This is a genomic window from Bartonella sp. MM73XJBT (assembly GCF_028618465.1).
Lineage (GTDB): Bacteria > Pseudomonadota > Alphaproteobacteria > Rhizobiales > Rhizobiaceae > Bartonella.
In genome coordinates, this window is record NZ_JAQISY010000024.1 from 1 (window position 1) to 20,709 (window position 20,709).

The 20,709-nt window shown below is 39.1% G+C and carries 15 protein-coding genes, 1 pseudogene and 1 riboswitch; of the genes and pseudogenes, 7 read left to right on the plus strand and 9 right to left on the minus strand.

Annotated elements, in window-relative coordinates:
* Nucleotides 1–210: 210 nt before the first annotated feature.
* The 3 genes from PVV69_RS07350 to PVV69_RS07360 all read left to right on the plus strand — a co-directional run bounded on the left by PVV69_RS07350 (nucleotide 211) and on the right by PVV69_RS07360 (nucleotide 3,441).
* Nucleotides 211–603, plus strand: coding sequence for a Fur family transcriptional regulator (locus tag PVV69_RS07350; protein WP_273757009.1), 393 nt, complete (start codon nucleotides 211–213; stop codon nucleotides 601–603).
* A 156-nt stretch (nucleotides 604–759) separates the two neighbouring features.
* Nucleotides 760–1,851, plus strand: coding sequence for an HlyD family secretion protein (locus tag PVV69_RS07355; RefSeq protein ID WP_273757010.1), 1,092 nt, complete (start codon nucleotides 760–762; stop codon nucleotides 1,849–1,851).
* Nucleotides 1,852–1,869: 18 nt separating this feature from the next.
* Nucleotides 1,870–3,441: a DHA2 family efflux MFS transporter permease subunit gene (locus PVV69_RS07360; protein WP_273720930.1), complete on the plus strand. Its 1,572-nt coding sequence runs from the start codon at nucleotides 1,870–1,872 to the stop codon at nucleotides 3,439–3,441.
* A gap of 1,100 nt (nucleotides 3,442–4,541) precedes the next feature.
* Here PVV69_RS07360 and PVV69_RS07365 read toward each other — a convergent pair.
* The 3 genes from PVV69_RS07365 to PVV69_RS07375 all read right to left on the minus strand — a co-directional run bounded on the left by PVV69_RS07365 (nucleotide 4,542) and on the right by PVV69_RS07375 (nucleotide 8,348).
* On the minus strand, nucleotides 4,542–5,126 hold the full coding sequence (locus PVV69_RS07365) for a GNAT family N-acetyltransferase (protein ID WP_273757011.1): 585 nt from the start codon (nucleotides 5,124–5,126) through the stop codon (nucleotides 4,542–4,544).
* A 50-nt stretch (nucleotides 5,127–5,176) separates the two neighbouring features.
* Nucleotides 5,177–6,310, minus strand: a complete 1,134-nt coding sequence (locus PVV69_RS07370) for a type III PLP-dependent enzyme (protein WP_273757012.1) — start codon at nucleotides 6,308–6,310, stop codon at nucleotides 5,177–5,179.
* A gap of 1,120 nt (nucleotides 6,311–7,430) precedes the next feature.
* A complete protein-coding gene (locus tag PVV69_RS07375) occupies nucleotides 7,431–8,348 on the minus strand; it encodes a rhodanese-related sulfurtransferase (protein WP_273720935.1) in 918 nt (305 codons plus the stop codon).
* Nucleotides 8,349–8,462: 114 nt separating this feature from the next.
* Here PVV69_RS07375 and eda point away from each other — a divergent pair, with 114 nt between their 5' ends.
* Nucleotides 8,463–9,128, plus strand: a complete 666-nt coding sequence (gene eda / locus PVV69_RS07380) for a bifunctional 4-hydroxy-2-oxoglutarate aldolase/2-dehydro-3-deoxy-phosphogluconate aldolase (protein ID WP_273720928.1) — start codon at nucleotides 8,463–8,465, stop codon at nucleotides 9,126–9,128.
* Nucleotides 9,129–9,500: 372 nt separating this feature from the next.
* Here the strand turns inward: eda and PVV69_RS07385 are convergent.
* From PVV69_RS07385 to PVV69_RS07395, 3 genes and pseudogenes are all read right to left on the minus strand, one after another.
* Nucleotides 9,501–9,718 (minus strand): annotated as a pseudogene (locus tag PVV69_RS07385) (ferredoxin--NADP reductase); the annotation flags it as partial.
* An 82-nt stretch (nucleotides 9,719–9,800) separates the two neighbouring features.
* The gene (locus tag PVV69_RS07390) at nucleotides 9,801–10,631 is read right to left on the minus strand and encodes a ferredoxin--NADP reductase (RefSeq protein ID WP_273720927.1); all 831 of its coding nucleotides are present in this window, start codon (nucleotides 10,629–10,631) and stop codon (nucleotides 9,801–9,803) included.
* Between the two features lie 1,331 nt (nucleotides 10,632–11,962).
* On the minus strand, nucleotides 11,963–12,097 hold the full coding sequence (locus PVV69_RS07395; protein WP_273757013.1) for a hypothetical protein: 135 nt from the start codon (nucleotides 12,095–12,097) through the stop codon (nucleotides 11,963–11,965).
* A 451-nt stretch (nucleotides 12,098–12,548) separates the two neighbouring features.
* Here PVV69_RS07395 and alr point away from each other — a divergent pair, with 451 nt between their 5' ends.
* Nucleotides 12,549–13,664 carry an alanine racemase gene (gene alr, locus PVV69_RS07400; protein ID WP_273757014.1) on the plus strand — a complete coding sequence of 372 codons (1,116 nt, stop codon included), beginning with the start codon at nucleotides 12,549–12,551 and terminating at the stop codon, nucleotides 13,662–13,664.
* Between the two features lie 296 nt (nucleotides 13,665–13,960).
* Here alr and gcvP read toward each other — a convergent pair whose 3' ends face one another.
* From gcvP to gcvT, 3 genes are read right to left on the minus strand one after another with little or no spacing between them, the layout of a single operon-like run.
* Complete coding sequence (gene gcvP, locus PVV69_RS07405; RefSeq protein WP_273757018.1) at nucleotides 13,961–16,756, minus strand: aminomethyl-transferring glycine dehydrogenase; 2,796 nt, start codon at nucleotides 16,754–16,756, stop codon at nucleotides 13,961–13,963.
* Between the two features lie 5 nt (nucleotides 16,757–16,761).
* On the minus strand, nucleotides 16,762–17,130 hold the full coding sequence (gene gcvH, locus PVV69_RS07410) for a glycine cleavage system protein GcvH (protein ID WP_273757015.1): 369 nt from the start codon (nucleotides 17,128–17,130) through the stop codon (nucleotides 16,762–16,764).
* 6 nt (nucleotides 17,131–17,136) lie between these two features.
* Entirely contained in the window at nucleotides 17,137–18,255 is a 1,119-nt protein-coding gene (gene gcvT / locus PVV69_RS07415) for a glycine cleavage system aminomethyltransferase GcvT (protein ID WP_273757016.1), read from the minus strand.
* A 137-nt stretch (nucleotides 18,256–18,392) separates the two neighbouring features.
* Nucleotides 18,393–18,493, minus strand: a riboswitch (glycine riboswitch).
* A gap of 463 nt (nucleotides 18,494–18,956) precedes the next feature.
* Here gcvT and PVV69_RS07420 point away from each other — a divergent pair.
* Nucleotides 18,957–19,619, plus strand: a complete 663-nt coding sequence (locus tag PVV69_RS07420; protein WP_273757017.1) for an LON peptidase substrate-binding domain-containing protein — start codon at nucleotides 18,957–18,959, stop codon at nucleotides 19,617–19,619.
* A 13-nt stretch (nucleotides 19,620–19,632) separates the two neighbouring features.
* Nucleotides 19,633–19,833 carry a Trm112 family protein gene (locus PVV69_RS07425; RefSeq protein WP_273720921.1) on the plus strand — a complete coding sequence of 67 codons (201 nt, stop codon included), beginning with the start codon at nucleotides 19,633–19,635 and terminating at the stop codon, nucleotides 19,831–19,833.
* Nucleotides 19,834–20,709: the final 876 nt, after the last annotated feature.

Consider the following 20,709-nt stretch of genomic DNA (forward strand, 5'->3'; position numbering starts at 1 on the left):
CCTTTCAACTAAAGAGTCAATATCATTTTTAAAAAAAATACCAAAATAATGATTTTTATAATACTAATTACAATACTAACATAAAATGACAACACACTCAAAACTACCTACAAAAAACAAACTCAAATAGAAGGCACATTGCTAAGATACACCATTGCACAAAGTCCGCACAGGCTCTATGCTTTTCATCAAAGCAATAGGAAGGTGTTAATGTCATCTAAACTTACGCGTAACCAAACATTGGTTTTAAACACTTTAAAGAATTCAAAAGGACCTTTAAGTGCTTATGCGATTCTTGATCATTTACGCGATGAAGGATTTCGCGCACCACTTCAAGTTTACCGTGCATTAGAAAAACTTGTACAATTAAAATGTATTCATCGTCTTGAAAGTGTAAATGCTTTTGTAGCCTGTTTACATCCTGAAAATTGTCAACACGAACTTACAACCTTCATCATTTGCGAAAACTGTGGCAAGGTGAATGAAATACAAAACCAAACGATTGTCTCTAACTTGAGACAAATGGTTCAAGCAGTTGATTTCCAAGCACGGAAGAGTACTTTAGAAATACGAGGCATTTGTAAAAAATGCGCGATAGAATAATATCTCGATACTTGCAACTTTCTATATTTAGCATTATGCTTTTAAAACTGTCTCATTGCTTGAAAAGCTTTTATTATCCTTGCAGATAAATCACTCCCCTTGACAGTGATGTACTTGTTTCACTTATTGAAACATAAAATTGAAAGTGTAGAATTTATGTCCATATCTGAGACGATTGCTTCAACCAGATATTTTAAAAAGACAAAGAAGAAAATAATCCGTATTCTTCTTATCATCCTTGCTCTTTGTGTGCTGTGGTTTAGCTATAAATGGATAACACAATGGCGTTACATGCTCACCACTGATGATGCTTATGTACAAGGAGACATAGCAGCTATCGCACCTAAATTAAATGGATATATAGAAAAAATCGCTATTAAAGCCAACCAAACTGTAAAAAAAGATGATATCTTATTCCGCTTAGACAATGGTGATTATAAAATCGCCTTAGAACAAACAGAAGCACGCCTTAATACGCAACAAAAAACGCTTCTGCGTATTGATGCACAAATTACAGCTGCTCACAGTGCGCTTGATGATGCACAAGCGCAAAAAGCCGCCGCTTCCGCTATAGCAACCAATGCACGACTCACCTTAAAACGCATTACAGAGCTTAAAGCCAGTCGTTATGCTCCTCAAGCAGATGTTGATGATGCCAAATCAGCTTATGAACAAGCCATTGCGAATGTTAATCGAGCGGATGCGCAAATAGCTGCAGCACGTGCAAATATTCAAGTGCTAGAAGCACAACGAAATGAAACAGAAAGCCAAACAAAGAGCTTAGAACTCACGCGTGAAAAAGCACAACGTGATCTTGATTCAACCATTATACGGGCTCCATTTGATGGGATTATTGGCAATTTAACCGCGAAAACGGGCGATTTTGTTGCAAATGGCCAACGTCTTGCAGCATTAGTCCCTACCCAACAGCTTTATATTGATGCAAACTATAAAGAAACACAGTTGCAAAATATTCATGTTGGACAAACGGCTTATATTACTGTTGATGCTTTCAAAAAAGATGCTTTTACAGGAACTGTTCTCTCTATTGCACCAGCAACAGGAGCCGTTTTTTCCCTTCTCCCTCCACAAAATGCCACAGGCAACTTCACCAAAATCGTTCAACGTATTCCTGTACGGATCTCTATTCCAGAAGAAGTTTTAAAAACCGGACATATTAGAGCAGGAATGAGTGTCTCTGTAGAAATTGATACACGTACAAAGCCACAAGATAAAAATCTCTTATAAAAAGCAAATGATCTGACTATGACATCTCCCCTATCAGAGGCAAAACATTCTCAAGAGCGCATCGAAATCCGCACAATCGTGGTTTTTATTGCTATGGCCTTTGGTATGTTTATGGCTATCTTGGATATTCAAATCGTTTCCTCCTCTTTAGCTGAAATTCAAGCAGGCCTTGCAGCAAGTTCTGAAGAAATTTCATGGGTTCAAACCTCCTATCTCATTGCTGAAGTCATCATGTTGCCCCTTTCTGGATTCTTAGGAAGATTGCTTTCAACACGCGTTTTCTTTACCATATCGGCTGTTGGATTTACGATTACCTCTATTCTTTGTGCAACAGCAACATCTATTGAAGAGATGATTGTCTACCGTGCACTCCAAGGTTTTATTGGTGGAGGGATTATTCCTAGCGTTTTTGTTGCATCTTATATCCTTTTTCCTCCTTCCAAACGCCCAATTGTCACACCTATTGTTGGACTAGTAGCAACACTAGCGCCAACCATTGGTCCAACAGTAGGAGGCTATCTCTGTCATATCTCCTCATGGCACTGGCTTTTTCTCATCAATGTACCCTGCGGCATTATTATCTCAATTCTTGCTTGGAAATTGATTGATTTTGATAAAGCAACCCCCTCTTTAATGGCTAAATTTGACTGGTTAGGCCTCATATCGATGGCTGTTTTTCTCGGAGCATTAGAATATATTCTAGAAGAAGGCGCTCGCCATGATTGGTTTAGCGATAAACTGATTCTAAACTTATTCATTATCATGATCTTGTCTGCAGTTTTCTTCTTCTGGCGTGCTTTGACTGCGAAAGAACCGATCGTTGATCTTACGGCTTTTGCCAATTTTAATTTTTCAACCGCAGCCATTTTTTCTTTTATGCTTGGCATAGGTCTTTATGGACTCACATATCTTTATCCCGTCTATTTGAGCCAAATTCGCCATTACGATGCGCTTATGATCGGAGAAACATTATTCCTTTCAGGATTTGTCATGTTATTAACCGCGCCTGTTGCTGGATTCCTTTCAGCACACATTGATGAACGTTTGATGATGGCAATAGGACTTTTTGGCTTTGCCTTAGGAACTTGGTTGGCAAGCTCCATCACAGACAACTGGGATTTTTGGGAGCTGTTTTGGCCTCAAGTTCTCCGTGGTGCTTCCATTATGTTATGTATGGTCCCTGTGAACAATATTGCCCTTGGAACACTCCCACCAGAACGTATGCAAAATGCCTCTGGACTTTTTAATCTAACACGTAATCTTGGCGGTGCCGTAGGGCTTGCTATTATCAGCACTCTTATGACAAAACGCACAGACCTCCACTATGAACGCATAGCCGAAACTCTCCAACAAGGAAATAGACAGGCAACGGAAATACTTTCAAGCCTCACTGCGTACTTCAAAACGGCAACTTTTGATTCCCATACACTTGCCCTCTTTCAACTTTTTAATATGGCGCGCATACAAGCAACGGTTATGGCTTTTAGCGACATTTTCTTGATCATGGCTATCATCTTTATCGTCTTAACATTCATGACGTTTTTTCTCAAAAAAACACCACCACTCACCGATACCCCCTCAGGTCACTGAGTTTTATCCATGAAAATTATGGAGTGTTTTTGTACCCCTCATCAATTGCTTCTCTCACTTTCCTATAACGTTATCTCCTCTAAAGAGATGATATAGTATTAGATACTGAATGCTTATTCCTCATCCAACTCTTATTAAATGCGAGAATATGTGCATACTTTTAAGAATGACCTTTTGGAAAGAGTTGTACAGTTTGAGATAAAAAACATCTTTATGATGATTTTTTCTTCCCGATTCTATGACACAAAAACCATTGAAAGAGTATTTTCCTCTTTATGATAGAGAACATTGTAATACTCTTCTTGCCTTTAACAAAACACTGTTCTTGAATACGTAAATTGATTGTTTTATCCAGGTCTAACGAAAGCTTACATTTCATTATAATTGCACTATCAAAAACCTCTCTCGTTATTTTATGGATTTTTCACTATAAACTTAAGTCGTACAAAAACTCTCAAACTTTTTCTCTTTAAACACAATGATAGGAAAAACTGTTAAGCACAATAGGCAATATTATTATATCATTATCAAAACACATATCCATAGACTTGATTCAAGCCATGAAGAGCACATATTTGCACGGCGTAGTATAGTAGAATCTACCTTAGCAAAGGACTTTCTGAAATGTAACTTCTTCCTCTTGAGAAATCATCATTTTGAATTCACAACCCCTAACAATCAAACTGACTATTTCAGTTATAATGGCATCTCTAATCTCAAAAGATACTGGTCTCTTGAGTACTACAATTTTTGAAACATAGGACTCTCTCAAAACGAGATTTTAAAACCATTTCTGCTGTTCTTCACCCTCTATTTACCTCCAATGAAAAGCTTTGGGGATATAAAGTAATGAAAAAATTCTATAAAAAGAGCAATAAAATAACATCAACGTTTTCATCAAACGCCCCTTAAAAACAATATAAACACCAAGCCCCCTCAATAAATGACCAGAAATGATCAAACAGAGCAAAATACACATGCAGGCAAAAGCATGCTAGGCAATAAAGCTATCCTAAAATTTGTATTTCAAGACAAAAACCACCATGCATAAAAATGGAGAGTTCCTCCATGACACTATGGTTAGAAAATAAATTAGTCTTTTAAGCCACTTTATGACGCTGCAAACGATTCAAAAATTCTCGTTCTCCACTAGGAATCAGAGTGCCATGACATGCGGAAAGGTAGTCTGGTATTAATTCCAACGCTTGAAAACGGTGTTTTTCATAAGGACCAGGCATTGCCAAATTTTTCGTGAGCCTGTTTGAAAAACCAAAACGCTGATAAAATGCACCATCACCCACTAATAAAATGGCACCATGACCGAGTTCTCTTGCTGTTTTAATTGCATGTTGCATAAGAACAGATCCTATCCCCATACCGGAATATTCTGCTGAAACAGCTAAAGGTCCTAAAAGCAAAGCATATTGTATAGCATTTTGCTCTTTGTTAAACCGGACATGCCAAAGACGTACACTACCGACAAGCTCTCCAAGTGCATTTTTAACGACAAAGGAAAGCCCGCACGCAGCTAACCGGCCACGACGTAAAGCCTCTGACGACTTACGCTTACGCCCCTTTCCCAAAGCTAAATCAAGTAACTGTTCCCGATCCGGCGCATCAGCTTCTTGCTCACATGCAAGGCTAAAAAGCGCACCATCTTTTGTTTGAAAATGTATCATATCCATATTTGTCACACGCCTCCCCACTATACATCTTGTCATCAATAAAGAAAGACTTAAATCACATAGGATCGCAAAGGCTCAAAACCATTAAAAGCAACCGATGCATAAGTTGCCGTATAAGCACCCGTTCCATGAATCAACAACTCATCACCCACTGTAAGAGATAAAGGAAGTGGATAAGGTTTTTTTTCATAAAGAACATCTGCCGAATCGCATGTTGGCCCCGCTAAGATGCAAGGCTCCATTACCTTATCATCATGAGGTGTTTCAATAGGATAGCGAATTGCTTCATCCATAGTCTCAGTAAGACCATTAAATTTTCCCACATCAAGATAAACCCATCGGATATTATCATTGTCTGCTTTTTTGGATATCAGAACAACTTCTGTGCGAATAACACCCGCATTACCAACCATCCCACGTCCTGGTTCAATGATCGTTTCAGGAATACGATTACCAAAATATTTTTTTAACGAATCAAAAACAGCTGTACCATAAACTTGTTCGCTAGGAACATCTTTCAAATAACGCGTTGGAAAACCACCGCCCATATTAACCAATTTCAAGGAAATTCCTTCTTGCTCCAAACGCTTAAAAACTGCAGCCGCATCCGATAAAGCACGATCCCACGCCCTAAGATCAGTTTGCTGAGACCCTACATGAAAAGAAACACCATACGCTTGCAAACCCAATTGATGTGCTCGACGTAATACATCAACCGCCATAGCAGGAACACAACCAAACTTACGTGACAAGGGCCACTCAGCGCCTTTTCCATCTGTAAGAACCCGGCAAAACACGCGAACTCCTGGAGCAGCACGCGCAATCTTTTCCACTTCTTCAATACAATCAACGGCGTAAAGGGAAATGCCAAGAGCATATGCATGGGCAATATCGCGCTCTTTTTTAATCGTATTTCCAAAAGAGATACGATCACACGTTGCCCCCGCTTTTAAAGCCATTTCAATTTCTGCAACAGAAGCCGCATCAAAAGATGAGCCTAAGGAAGTAAGCAAACGCAAAATCTCAGGTGCTGGATTTGCCTTTATCGCGTAGAAAATACGAGACTGCGGAAGAGCTTTTTCAAAATTTAAATAATTTTCACGGACAACATCTAGGTCAACAATTAAGCATGGACCTTCAGAACGATGTGTTGCAAGAAAATCGCGAATACGTTGCGTCGCCATCTATCAATTCTCCTAAGGGAATAAGATCCCTTCTCTATGCTTGGACAGCATAGAGCCGCCAATAGCTAAAAGACAAAACACATACAGCTAATATGATTACTCTGATTACTTTCACAATCAGAAAGAAACCATACCGCATACAATGAAAGAACAGCGCAGAAACTGCGTTATCCTATTTTATCTGCCTTTTTGATTGGAGTTGAGAAAACCACTTCCGCACTGAAGGCAATGAGGTGTGCCTCTATAGTTATCCCAGCATTTGGACAGCTGGAAGACACCAGAAAGGCCCGCACCGTCGTTGCTTCAAGATGTCCTCACTCTTTCGGTTGGCCGTAAGAATGACTGGAGCGGTTAGTTCCAGGTACCGTACCGGTTAATCTCACCATTTGAGAACCAGCGGACACCCACAGGCACGTGCGACTTTGGGCAAGGTTTCATATAAGATGAATTCCTCTTCATTTCAATAATTTTTTTTTATTTAAACATTTTTTAATTTTTAAAGAAAATATGATGTAAAAAAACAACAGATTCTGGCAAAAAATAAGTCACTCTATTTTTTTAATCACTTGTAAGCCTTATAAAAAGCCTCATCATTATGTCACTTATTTGCAACTTTTATTCAAAAATCTGTTTGCTTGGGATTCCTTTGTGGAGAGTTGCCGCTACGCAATCCATAATGATAACTCTCTTATCTCGAAACATTCAGCATTCCATCATAAGAATGCTTATAATAATACATGCCACAGTATCATCGTCTTTAATATTGATGAAATCATAAATCCATCATAATATCTTTACCATTCCCACTCATACACTTAACTCCTACATGTAAAAGAGCGCCTTCATCCCATATTGTATCTGAGAACACGTTCAAGTCACCCCTATTTACACTCTCACCTCTATGACACTCGCAATGAAACACTTTATTGTTTCAAAATGAGGAACATTTGAAATCAACCAAATACAAGAAATGAAAGGAAGCTGATTGCAAAAATAAACAACACTTAACCAATAACTGAAACTTTCACAGCAAACAAAAGACCGGACAACGCCCAGTCTTCTAACCCTTTTCTTTCTTAACAAAAAAAGTAAAAAAATTAAGCTTTAAACGACAATATCTTTAAGACTCTTGATGAGAATCAATTGCACGCAATTTTGCTAATTGGAATTGCCTATGACGTTCGCGAAAACGCTGCCTATCAGCTTCACTGCGCGTATCATAACAAGCATCACACGAAACACCTTCTTCATAATGAGGTGACAATTTACTTTCAGCATTAAGAGGAGAACGACATGCACGACAAAGCTCACGTCCACATTCTTCAAGACCATGTTTAACAGAAACACGCTCATCAAAAACAAAGCACTCTCCCCACCATAAACTTTCTTCTTTTGGAATTGTTTCCAAATATTTCAGAATCCCGCCTTTTAAATGATAAACCTGTTCATAGCCAAGTGCACGCACGTAAGCAGTTGATTTTTCACAGCGAATCCCACCTGTACAAAACATGGCAATTTTCTTTTTCTTTTTTAAATCAGCTTCATGCTTGCGTACCCATTCAGGAAATTCACGAAACGTTTTAATACGCGGATCAATTGCTCCTTGAAAACTCCCAATCGCATACTCATAATCATTACGCGTATCAATGAGAATTGTCTCTTCATCTTTAATAAGAGCATTCCAATCTTGAGGATCGACATAAGTCCCAACCACCTTTAACGGATCAACACCTTCAACCCCCATAGTGACAATCTCTTTCTTCAAGCGCACTTTCATGCGATGAAATGGCATTTTTGATGCCCATGAATATTTAATTTCCGGCGTTTGAAACGCTGGTTCAGCTGTAATAAAATCCACTAATGTTTCAATTGCAGCACGAGATCCCGCAACAGTTCCATTAATGCCCTCTTGTGCCAAAAGCAGGGTTCCTTTGATATCATTTGCTTGACATAAATTCTGCAAAGGTTTTTGTAATTGACGATAATGCTTTAATTCTGCAAAGCAATAAAGTGCAGCAACTCTAAATTTTTTTTCCATGTTCTTTGCCATAACGCGGGTTTCATTCAATTTCAAGATTTATTCATCCACCCTTTAACATATTGTGCTTAATCAAACTATATGAAACAATATCATCTCTTAAGAGAAAACATCATGTGCCAAAAAATAGACGCTCTTTTATCACTTCTCCAACAACAAACTGTTATACCTATTTTGCAGATTGACGATCTGCAAAGTGCCATACCCTTAGCACACGCCCTTGTTAAAGGCGGACTCAAAACAATTGAAGTCACATTGCGAACCCCCAATGCATGCGATGCAATAAAAGCAATTATACAGGAAGTGCCACAAGCAATCGTTGGCGCAGGAACAATTCTGAACCCTCAGAACTATGAACAAGCCGAACGTACAGGAGCAAAGTTCATTGTAAGCCCTGGCTTCTCAAATCAATTAATCGATTGTGCAAATAATAGTGAAATCCCCCTTCTCCCTGGTGTGATGACACCAAGTGAGCTCATGCAAGCACGAGATAAAGGCTATTCATATCTTAAATTTTTTCCTGCCAAAGCAGCAGGCGGCATCGCCTTTATTCAAGCCTTAGCGTCCCCCTTCTCTGACATCCACTTTTGTCCAACAGGCGGCATAACACAAAAAAATGCAAAGCAATGGCTCCAGCTTTCTAATATCTTCTGCGTTGGCGGTTCTTGGATAGCCCCAAAACAGCTTATAGCAGCAAGGGATTGGAATGCAATAAGCGCATTAGCACATGCAGCAACACAGCTTTCCTCTCACACGACAAAAGGACGTTCCACACTATAAGGCGCAGATCTATATTATCACTCTTAACGAAGACTTCCCCCTCATACACCCCCGTTGTCATTCTTCCCTATCACCACCATAGAGAGGCAAATCATCACCCCCCCCTTCATCAGAAGAAATTTTGCAGTAAACCTGTCGTTTCCAATGTTGGGAGAATCCTTCGGCATCTGAAACGATTCACAAGAGACATTTTACGCCTTTCTTCTATAGTTTTTATTCCCACGCTAATCCCGCTTGTAACCTGCAAACAAATGATTTTGATTGATCAACATAGAAGAGATAAGAAAATCTCACGATATTTAGGGTTCTCATTCAACATAAAAACTCTCATTACCATTATAAATCAATGTATTATAAAAAATAATCATTCTACAGAACAGTTGTAATACATCCCATATGCTCGAGAAATTCACGAGTGATCATAGGATAAAATTTCAACTGTTGTGCATATGCGTCAATCAGGAAATCTTTTGGGAAAGAGACACCAAGATCTCTCGCAAAAGCACCATTTCTGAAAATATTTCATAAGTATCAGAATCACGAATAAAACCTGCAAAGGGAGCAACACCCACTGCTATTGAAAGCAGATAAAAAAAGCTTTTTTAGAAACAAAAGCAGCAAAGATCCTTGGATCTATAGAGTTTTATGCATAAAATGCAGAGAGCTCTGCTCTCACCCTACAAAAGCACGCTCCACAACATAGGTAGCAGGTGCATTATTAGCACCTTCAACAAGACCAAAGGATTCGCACATCCTTGCACAATCCTTCAACATTGCCATAGAGCCACAAATCATCACACGATCTTCATCAGGAGAAATTTTGGGTAAACTAGTCGTTTCAAAAAAAGCACCGCTCTCCATAACAGTTGTAATGCGCCCCATATATTCAGAAGATTCGCGGGTGGTCATAGGATAAAATTTCAACCGTTTTGCGTATTCGCCAATCAGTGGATCTTGTTGTAAAGAGGCGACAAGATCCTTCGCATAAGCAAGTTCATCTCGCTGACGGGTTGTTTGAATAAGCACCACTTCTGAAAATTTTTCATAAGTATCAGGATCACGGATGAGACTTGCAAAGGGAGCCACCCCCGTCCCCGTTGAAAGAAGATAAAGACGCTTCCCGGGAATAAGAGCATCAAGAACCAATGTTCCAGTTGCTTTCTTACGCATCAGCACTGTATCACCAATTTTAATTTTTTGCAGATGTTCGGTTAATGCCCCCCCAGGAACTTTGATTGAAAAGAACTCAAGCTGTTCATCCCAAAAAGGACTTGCAATTGAATACGCACGATAAACCGGTTTCTCTGCGTTTGGTAAACCAATCATAACAAATTCACCAGAACGAAAACGAAAATTTTCTGGACGATTCAAGCGAAATTTAAACAAACTGTCCGTATAATGATAAACTTCCTGAACAGTAAGTGCGAACACATTTTCAGGAATAGGAAAGTTTGACGTAACGCCGCTAATGTTTGACTGAACATGAGTAGCAGACATTTTCATAAAACTCTTCCCTTAATCTTCATCCAACCTACAATCTTCAAAGTGATATAATACCTGCATCCTCATCTGCCAATATTTTTCTTAAAATACAGATCATAAGATTAACACTTTTATATCAAAATTAGTTGCAAAAAAACGTACAAAACATGCAACTTGCATGATCCCAAACGCTATTATCCCAAAACACATTATCATTATCATTGTCGGTGATAAAAAAATCCAACGCAGACATTTTATAAAGATCATTTAAACAGTAAATATAACATTTAGGCAAATCTGCTCAAACACAATACCCTCTGTCATTTGTATCTTTGTCAAAGCAAGAGAAGATATTTCAAAATAAATTCTCAATCACAACAGCTCTTACATTTAACATCGCTCAATTTATGCTTGTTTTCTTATGAGAAACACAAATGTTAGCGATATGAGTACAGATCAATAACTGGTTTTAGTGTGTTTCTATAATTATCCAGCGTTGATTATCAGGCATAGAGATTCGTTGTGTTCCCTACTGACCTTCCTCACATCATTATTCACGTGAAGAGATGAACTATAAGATGATCTTTGAACAACAAATTTGATTTCCATTTCAATAAATGAAGTTGTGGAATACAAAAATACCCAATAACGACCATCTTGAGAAAAAAGAACGGTCAAATCAACTGCTTTCAACGCATCAGAAATGGTTTGTACAGTCAAATCTTTCCCATTAACAAAAGCTACTTCAGGTACATGATGGGACGGTATTCCTCCAAGATTGTTTACAATGTTGATGCAATCATCATCATGACAGACAGCTTGAACGACATAAAGATCATTGCAGTTTCCATAAGTATAGGTATTTTGCTTGGCTTTGGCTGTACTATCGCCTATAGAGAATCTAAAGATTGAACTTTACACACCCGTCACAAAACAACAGGAGAATTATCCTGCCCCTTTAAAGATATTGCAAAGCGAGTATTCTTCAACGAGCATAAAAGTTATCAAATGTTTTGCAATTTTAAGAATACCCATGATTGTTTTGTACCATCCATTAAATCTGTTATGATAGAGGTAAGCAAATTTTTACTTTGTTAAATATCTCATTTGTATTGTTTCCTGTCTTAGCACGGCACTTCAATACGATAATTGCACTCCTGAACCTCTACCACAAAAATGCTTCCACTGATCTTTCTTCCAACCAACAGCCTTTCAGAGAAAGACATTAACGAAATAATCATCCCCACTTTTTATAAACCAATATACCCACCATCCCCGTTTTTAAAAAATGGGTTTGCCCAATAGTAATGAGAACGCACTCCACCATCATTATCCTTCTGCTGGGAAAACGCTCATTGATTAAATTCAGAAACAAGCCAACCATTATGCGAAACAGCAACAGTCCCAACCGAAACAATAGTACAACTTGGCAAACGCACTAAAAACAATAAACAATGAAGAATATTTTTATCTGTAATTGATAACACCTCCCCCTTTAATTCATGACAGATAAAGCTCATTTTATCAAAAGCACGTTCTATAACACCAATGTTACAAAAAACTTTAATTCACTACTGGTCGTACAGTTTTTTCTGATTTCACTATGAAAAACGATACAACACTATGAGTACATTTTTATTTTTTTAATGCTTGAACCAAAGACAATTCAGTAAAATACAAAAGTCTATGCCTTACCAACCCTCAGTAAATTACGCTGCCATAAAAATACAAAGGGAAAGAATAATACATTGACGTAATTATACGCAAAATAAATCTTTTACCTTAAAAGATTGCTCTGACGATACATAATCCAGTATGAACTATTGATGATTTTAACAAGAACAAATAATACGGAGATCCTCTTCATATATCGTAGAGAACTATATGAAATAATCAAAGGGAACTTCGAGCCTCACTGACTTTAAGAGAATTTTTCAAATGAACAAATACATTGATGAAGCAAATGGTTTCTTTCCTGCTACAGCTATAGCAATTATTGATGTAAATGCTATTGTTGAAAATTATAAAATTTTAGCCAAACGTGTCGCCCCAACACAATGTTCAGCCGTTGTAAAAGCCAATGCCTATGGGCTGGGTGCAGATAAAATTGCTCCTGCGCTTTATCAAGCTGGTTGCCGCACTTTTTTTGTTGCCAAAATCGAAGAAGCACTCCAATTAAAAACTATCTTACCAGAAAATGTCATGATTGCTCTTCTCAATGGGCTTCCACACACAGCAGAAGAGTTTATCGCACAATCAGGCATTGTTCCTGTTCTCAATTCTTGGCATGCTATCGAAGACTGGCAAAAACTTTGCCAAAAAAAGCATAAAAGATTTCCTGCAATCATTCAAATTGATACCCAAATGAACCGATTAGGACTTGATAAACAAGAATTACAACAACTCATCAAACAACCTATAGTTTTCCAACAAGCAGAAATAAAATATATTCTCAGTCACCTTTCAAATGGAGAAAACGCCTCTCGTTCATCCAATAATACACAATTAGCTGCTTTTAAAGCCATACTTGCAAAGTTGCCAGCCTGTAAAGTCTCATTTGCCAATTCTGGAGGCATCTTTCTTGGTCCAGATTTTTATTTTGATCTTGTTCGCCCCGGCATTGCGCTTTACGGTTTTAATCCCCATAGCAAACAGCAAACCACTCTCAAACCCGTTATAAAACTTGAAGCTCAAGTTCTGCAAAGCCGCTTTACTGATATAGGAATGCCTGTTGGTTACGAAGAAAGCTTTATTACCCGCAGACCAAGCACTCTGACAACCATTTCTATCGGCTATGCTGATGGTTGGCCACGCATTCTTTCCAATAAAGGGAGCGTTTATTTCAATGGACACAAACTCCCTATTGTTGGACGCGTTTCTATGGATTCTATCATAGTTGATGCTACCGATCTTGAGAAAAAACCTCAAAGAGGTGATTGGGTAGAACTCATTGGTCCCCATCAAACTCTTGAAAAAGTATCCACCGATGCCAATACCATTCCCAATGAAATTCTTACTTCTTTAGGAACCCGCTATAAACGTATTTACATTTAAAGTTCTCTCAAGACATAAAGTAAAAAAACGCCTCCTTTCAGTAAAAAATCCTTCAGCACTTTCAAATTGGATAAAACAGTCAAATATAAGACTATCCATCCATACGCCTTCCCCAGAATTCTGTTCATCGATATTTCCATCAAAAGATTTAAGTGAATAATGATAATAGAAATCATCAATTTATTTGAAGCCGATTACTAAGAAAAACGAAATTCCAGAAGAACAATAGAGTCCAGAACAAATGACAAAAAGCCCACACAAAATGTGTGGGCTTTTATCAATATAAACCAATAAATTTAATAGCTATTCCCCAACGGTGGACAAGAACAAATCAGCATTCTATCACCCGCAACATTATCAATACGAGAAACAGGAGGCCAATATTTACTCGCTGGTTCAAGATGAGAGTTGGGAAAAGCCGCTTCTTGCCGCGAATAAGGTCGTGCCCAAGCATCATCTACCGTATCGACTAATGTATGAGGTGCATTTACCAATGGATTATCATCTTTTGGCCAAACACCGCTACCAACTTTTTTGGCTTCTTCAGCAATAGAGAGCAAGGCATCACAAAAACGATCAATCTCTACTTTTGGTTCTGATTCCGTTGGCTCAATCATCAAAGTTCCAGGAACAGGAAAAGACATTGTCGGTGCATGAAATCCGTAATCAATTAGACGTTTTGCGATATCATCAACACTGATCCCATATTGTTCTTTCAAGACGCGTGTATCGACAATACATTCATGAGCAACACGTCCATTTTTGCCTCGATAAAGAATAGAATAAGCCTGAGAAAGACGCGCAGCAATATAATTGGCATTTAAAATTGCTGTTTGTGTTGCATATTTCAAGCCATCAGCTCCCATCATTCGAATATACATCCAAGTAATGACAAGAATAGATGCACTTCCGTAAGGCGCTGCTGAAACAGCATAGGAGGTTCCTTCTTGTTCATGCCCTGGCAAAAATGGTATAAGATGCTCTGCCACTCCAATCGGCCCCACACCAGGACCCCCCCCCCCATGGGGAATGGCAAATGTTTTATGAAGATTCATATGACAAACATCTGCACCAATATCTGCCGGACGTGCAAGCCCAACAAGTGCATTCAAATTAGCACCATCAAAATAAACTTGTCCGCCATTTTCATGGATAATAGAGCAAATGTCCTTAATACTTTCCTCATAAACACCGTGAGTTGAAGGATAAGTGATCATGAGAGCTGCCAAACGCTCCTTATGCAATTGTGCTTTCATTTTGAGATCATCAACATCAACATCACCATCACTCAAACATTTCACCACAATAACTTCCATGCCCGCCATATGAGCAGAAGCTGGATTGGTACCATGGGCAGATGCCGGAATAAGACAAAGCGTGCGTTGATGTTCTCCCCGCGATTGGTGATAGCGGCGGATTGCCAAAAGACCTGCATATTCCCCTTGAGCACCAGAATTTGGCTGAAAAGAAACTTGTGCAAAGCCTGTAATTTCACACAACCACGCATTGAGTTGATGAATCATTTCCAAATAACCCACAACATCTTCTTGGGGTGCGAAGGGATGTATATTGGCGAGCGTAGACCAACTGACAGGCATCAATTCAGCAGCCGCATTAAGCTTCATGGTACAAGAACCAAGCGGAATCATTGCCCGATCCAATGCCAAGTCTTTATCTGACAAACGACGTAAAAAGCGCATCATATCAGTCTCTGAATGAACCGCATGAAAAAAGGGCTGTGAAAGAAAAGCAGCATCACGCCCCTCTCCCATAAGTCTTGGAGAGGACTCATCAACTAACTCAGCTCCAAAAAGCTGTGCTAAAGCATGGGCATCCTCGTCTGTTGACAATTCATCAAAATTAATGGCAACCCTATCATCATCGAGAACACGAAGAAGACGCCCACCTGTTTTCGCTTGGCGTGCAATCTCCAGAGCTTTTCCCTTAACAACAACACTAACACAATCAAAAAAATATTTTCCTTCACAAAGAATACCTACTGCCTCTAAACTGGCAGCAAAACGGCATGTTAAACGATGAACGCGTCGTGCAATATCTTGTAAGCCCTGAGGTCCATGCCAAACAGCATAGGCTGTTGCCATATTTGCTAACAAAGCCTGTGCTGTACAAATATTCGACGTCGCTTTATCGCGCCGGATATGTTGTTCACGCGTTTGCAATGCTAAACGAAAAGCAACACGCCCTTTCGTATCCACGGATTGACCAACAATACGCCCTGGAAGAAGACGTGTGAGCGCATGACTAACCGCAAGATAACCAGCATGAGGCCCTCCAAATCCCATCGGAACGCCATAACGCTGCATCGAACCGACAACAATATCAGCCCCCCATTTTGCTGGTGCTTCCATAAGAGTGAGTGCCAAAGGATCAGCAACAACAATGACCAGCGCGCCTTTTGCTTTTGCTTCTTTAATCACTTCACTATAATCATTAAAAGAGCCTTCTGTATCAGGCCAAGAGAGAACAATGGCAGCCGTATCAGAACAAATTTCACCATTTTGGCTTATCTGAATGCCTTGTGTTTGTGCACGCGTTTGTGCAACACCCAAAATCTGAGGGTGCAAAAGACTTTGAAGAGAAATTTTTGTTTTTTTCTCACGTGCAAAACGTATAGCTATCGCATTTGCTTCTGCTAAAGCAGTTGCTTCATCAAGCAGTGAAGCAGCAGCAACAGGTAAACCAGTAAGTTCACTCACTAATGTCTGAAAATAAAACAAAAGCTCTAAACGTCCTTGGCTAATTTCTGCCTGATAGGGAGTATAAGCAGTATACCAAGCTGGATTTTCAAAGAGATTTCGTAAAATAACGGGCGGGACAAATGTTCCATGATACCCCTGCCCTATAAAACTTTTATGTATCTTGTTCTGCTCCATTATTTTGGAGAGTTCTTCCAAGGCTTGGTTCTCACTTGCCGCCTTTGGGAGATTAAGAGGTCGTCCCAAATGGATAGAGTGCGGAACAGCTTGAGAAACCAGTGTTTCAACACAATCAAGCTTTAAAACATCAAGCATTTTTTGTGTTTCATCGGGACGAAGCCCAATATGGCGGGAAAAAAAATGACGTTCTAACATAGCACTCATCCAATGAATGCCTTATAAGCAGCCTCGTCCATCAACCCTTCAAGTTGCATTTCATCCTGCAAGGTCATTTTCCATAACCAACCTTCTTTTTCGGCTTTCTGGTTTACCAATTCAGGATTATCTACCAATGCCTCATTTATTTCGACCACCTCACCATCAAGAGGAGCATAAACATCAGAAGCTGCTTTCACCGATTCCACAACAGCAGCAGCATCACCTTTGACAAGTTGCGTGCCAATCTGCGGTAAATCAACAAAAACCAAATCCCCCAACTGTTCTTGGGCATAATGTGTGATACCAACCGTAATCACTTGTCCTTCAACACAAAGCCATTCGTGATCTTCTGTAAAATAAGTTTTAGACATAGAAAATTATCCTTTAAAATAACGTTGTTCAACAAAAGGAAGTGAATGAACAGACAGTGCGATCTTTTTGCCACGCAGCTCTGTAAAGACCTCTGTTCCTTCCACTTTCCAACCAACAGGAACGTAACCCATCGCTACAGGACCATCAAAAGAAGGACCAAAACCACCTGATGTTACTACCCCAATCTGATTCCCCTCATCATCGAGCAACACCGCGCCCGCACGAATAGGTTGACGTGTTTGCGGTTTTAATCCGACACGACAACGAGAAGGACCTCTCTCAAGTGCTTCAAGAAAAGCCTTTGCTCCATAAAATTGTGCCCCTTCTCGAACACTTTTAGGCACAGCCCATGTCAGCGCGGCATCAATGGGTGTGGTATCAGGCGTAATATCATTGCCATGCAAACACAACCCTGCTTCCAACCGAAGACTGTCGCGCGCCGCAAGACCAACCCATTCCACACGAGGATCTTGGAGCAATTTTTCAGCCAATGCAGGCGCATGCACTATGGGGAGAGCAATTTCAAAACCATCCTCTCCCGTATAACCAGAACGGGTTATAAACCAATCTTGTTGTGGTTCAAACCCCTGCATAAACAACAGTTCATTACCAGATATCCCCGCATCAGCCATAACAGCGGCTGCTTGAGGACCTTGGAGAGCAAGCAAGACCCTTTCAAGAGCAGTCACCTGACAGTCAAAACCAACAACCCGCTTTTGCAATTCAGCAAAGTCGCCTTCTGCATTTCCAGCATTCGCAACCAACATAAAACGGCATTCTGCCAAACGGGTAATGATAAGATCATCCAAAATACCAGCTTGCTCATTCAGCAAGTAATTATACCGTGAGTGACCAATCTTTAACAGTGCAGCATTAAGAGGAAAAGCATAGGATAAAAATTCCACTGCCTGTGGTCCCTCTACAGCAATCAATTTCATATGAGAAATATCAAAAAGCCCTGCATGTGCACGCGTATGAAGATGCTCTTTCAAAACACCAAGAGGATAAGTCAAAGGCATGTTCCAGCCTGCAAAAGCACCAAATTTTGCTCCAGCTTTTTCATGGAATTCATGTAAAGGAAGTCTTTTTAAAGAAAGTGTTTCAAATTCTTGTGATGTACCCATAATATCTCCAAAAGTCGCGCTAACGCCATACAATATGGCTGTCTCTGCACCCCTCTGTCATAAACCTGAGAGACTCGCGAAAAGATCTTTCGCTTACACCTTCGGCGCGGACCTTTCCGACTTTCCAGATCTGTCTTTCTTCTTTTACGGTCCTTTAAAGCCTGAGAGATTATGGGCTATTTTCCCCTTCGGCGGCATACGCAAAAGCTTGCAGTCTGCACTCTCCCGCAAAAGAATGAAAGAAACGATAACGCTCTTTCCGACATTTTTTAACCTATAGCCTATCTTTATCATGCTGTCATTAATAAAGTGATGAGAGCGCTCTCATTTTAAACTTGCATAGACTGTTGCAAAAGAATTATAATAGTAAGCCTTTTGAGCATTCTGAAACCCGTAAATGTCCCTGTTTCAGGAAATAAAGGAAAAAAATCAAGGGACATAAACAAAAATACAACTTGAGAAAAGGCAAGGTTTTGCCCTCTTAAAAAAAACACCAACGCAATATCCCTCTTGCACAGTACAACCTTAAACCACAGAGTTTCTGTATTTTTTAAAGAGGTAAAAATTTCAAATATTTTATCCAATAATTTAACGCACAAGAGATTTATTTTTCTTTTCTGTAAATTTTTATCTCTCAATAGCGTCATAAAGTGCGATTATTTACGTACCAAACTTCATCACATAAAGGTTACAAAATACTCATGAAAGCAGGCAACATTCATTATAATTGCGAAAATGATCTCCCAAAGCAAATTGCTCTTTTCCCGCTAGAGGGAGCACTCTTGCTACCAGGTGGTTTTTTATCGCTCAATATTTTTGAACCAGAGGCGCTCGAAATGGTTGAAAATGTTATGCTAACGAATCGTTTAATTGGAATTATCCAACCACTATCATCGGATACAAACCGCTTTTCCACACAACTTTACAAAATAGGCTGTATAGGGCGCATTACAAACTACAATGAAACAGGAAATGGTCAACTTTTCATTATCTTACAAGGTGTTTGCCGCTTTACCTTAGAACAGGAACTCGTGAATACAAAATCTTATCGAACCGCTCTCATTCGCTCAAACATCGAAGACTTACAAGAGCCTGACATTGCAGAAAACATTAATCGAGACAATTTGCTCAATATTGTTGAAAAATATCTCACGATAAATGAAATGGAATATAATTGGAGCAGTATTATACAAGCGCCCACCCCTTTATTAGTCAATGCTTTTTCAGCCCTTATCCCCTTTACACCGGCAGAAAAACAAGCTCTATTAGAGGCTCCAGATATTGGCAGCCGCGCCCAAACTCTTCTTGCTTTAACAGAGCGTTCACTCATGAAACAAACAGGGGCAGATTACCATTTAAACTAATAAATGTTGCAATATGAAAAAAATGATCACCGATCCCAAAATGCTTGAATTACTTGTCTGTCCACTTACAGGAGGCATACTCTCCTTAAACAGAAACACGCAAGAATTAATCTCACTCAAAGCAAAACTTGCCTATCCCATTCGCGACGGCGTTCCCATTATGCTTGCTTCCGAAGCTCGTCCCTTGCACAACAATGAACTTGCACGACAATGAAAAACAGCATATGAACAGTAGAAATCTTCGCACAGTTTTGCTCTGTAGCAGCCTGTTATATCGAAATTTCATCAAAACAGAGAAATGCATTGCAACAGTTGCGTTTAAATTTTGCAAAAAGCAATAAGGAAAACTGCTGTCACTCTAATTGACGATTTAAGAAAATTATCCCACAGATGTACTTATGATTTTGGTCGTATAAGCCAAGCATATCGATAAGTTCTATAAGCGCAAAACTCAAATATTAAAAATAAACCCACTTAGAGGATATCCTGGAATTTTCGGGGGCTCTTGTTATGTACAAGTGCTCTCAAGCACTAAAAGCAAGAGGCTGATTCGATGTCAGCACTTCCAGCGCCCGGCGCCACATATGACATAAAAATATAAATAAATCAATATGTTATTTAAATAATTTTATATGCACCCCTATCAGAATCCACACTTTTATGCATGATTCATTTGACCATTTTTTATATAAGATTGCCATGTATGAATAGAGCATAAAAAGCAAATCATGATGTAAATATTATAACGCATATGTGCATTCAAATGAAATGAAAAGCAGTTATCATTCATAACAGTTCATAAATTTTATGATACGTTTTTATCATTCAAAAATCGCATGCGTTTAGAGAATGGTATGAGTTTTGCTCTTTTTTGAGCGAAACCTTAAAAGGAAAATAATCGTTTAAAATTTTTATAAGCTTATAGGTGTAATTCATTAAGGGTGTATAAAAAGACAAAATCGCTTTTAAAGCGCTTACTAAAAATTTAGTAAATGATAGGCAGTCATTATACAAACATATCATCACAACAGTTATGAAATTCAAAACGTTATATCTTATGATGCGAAAATCTTTTAATGAATATGGTTTA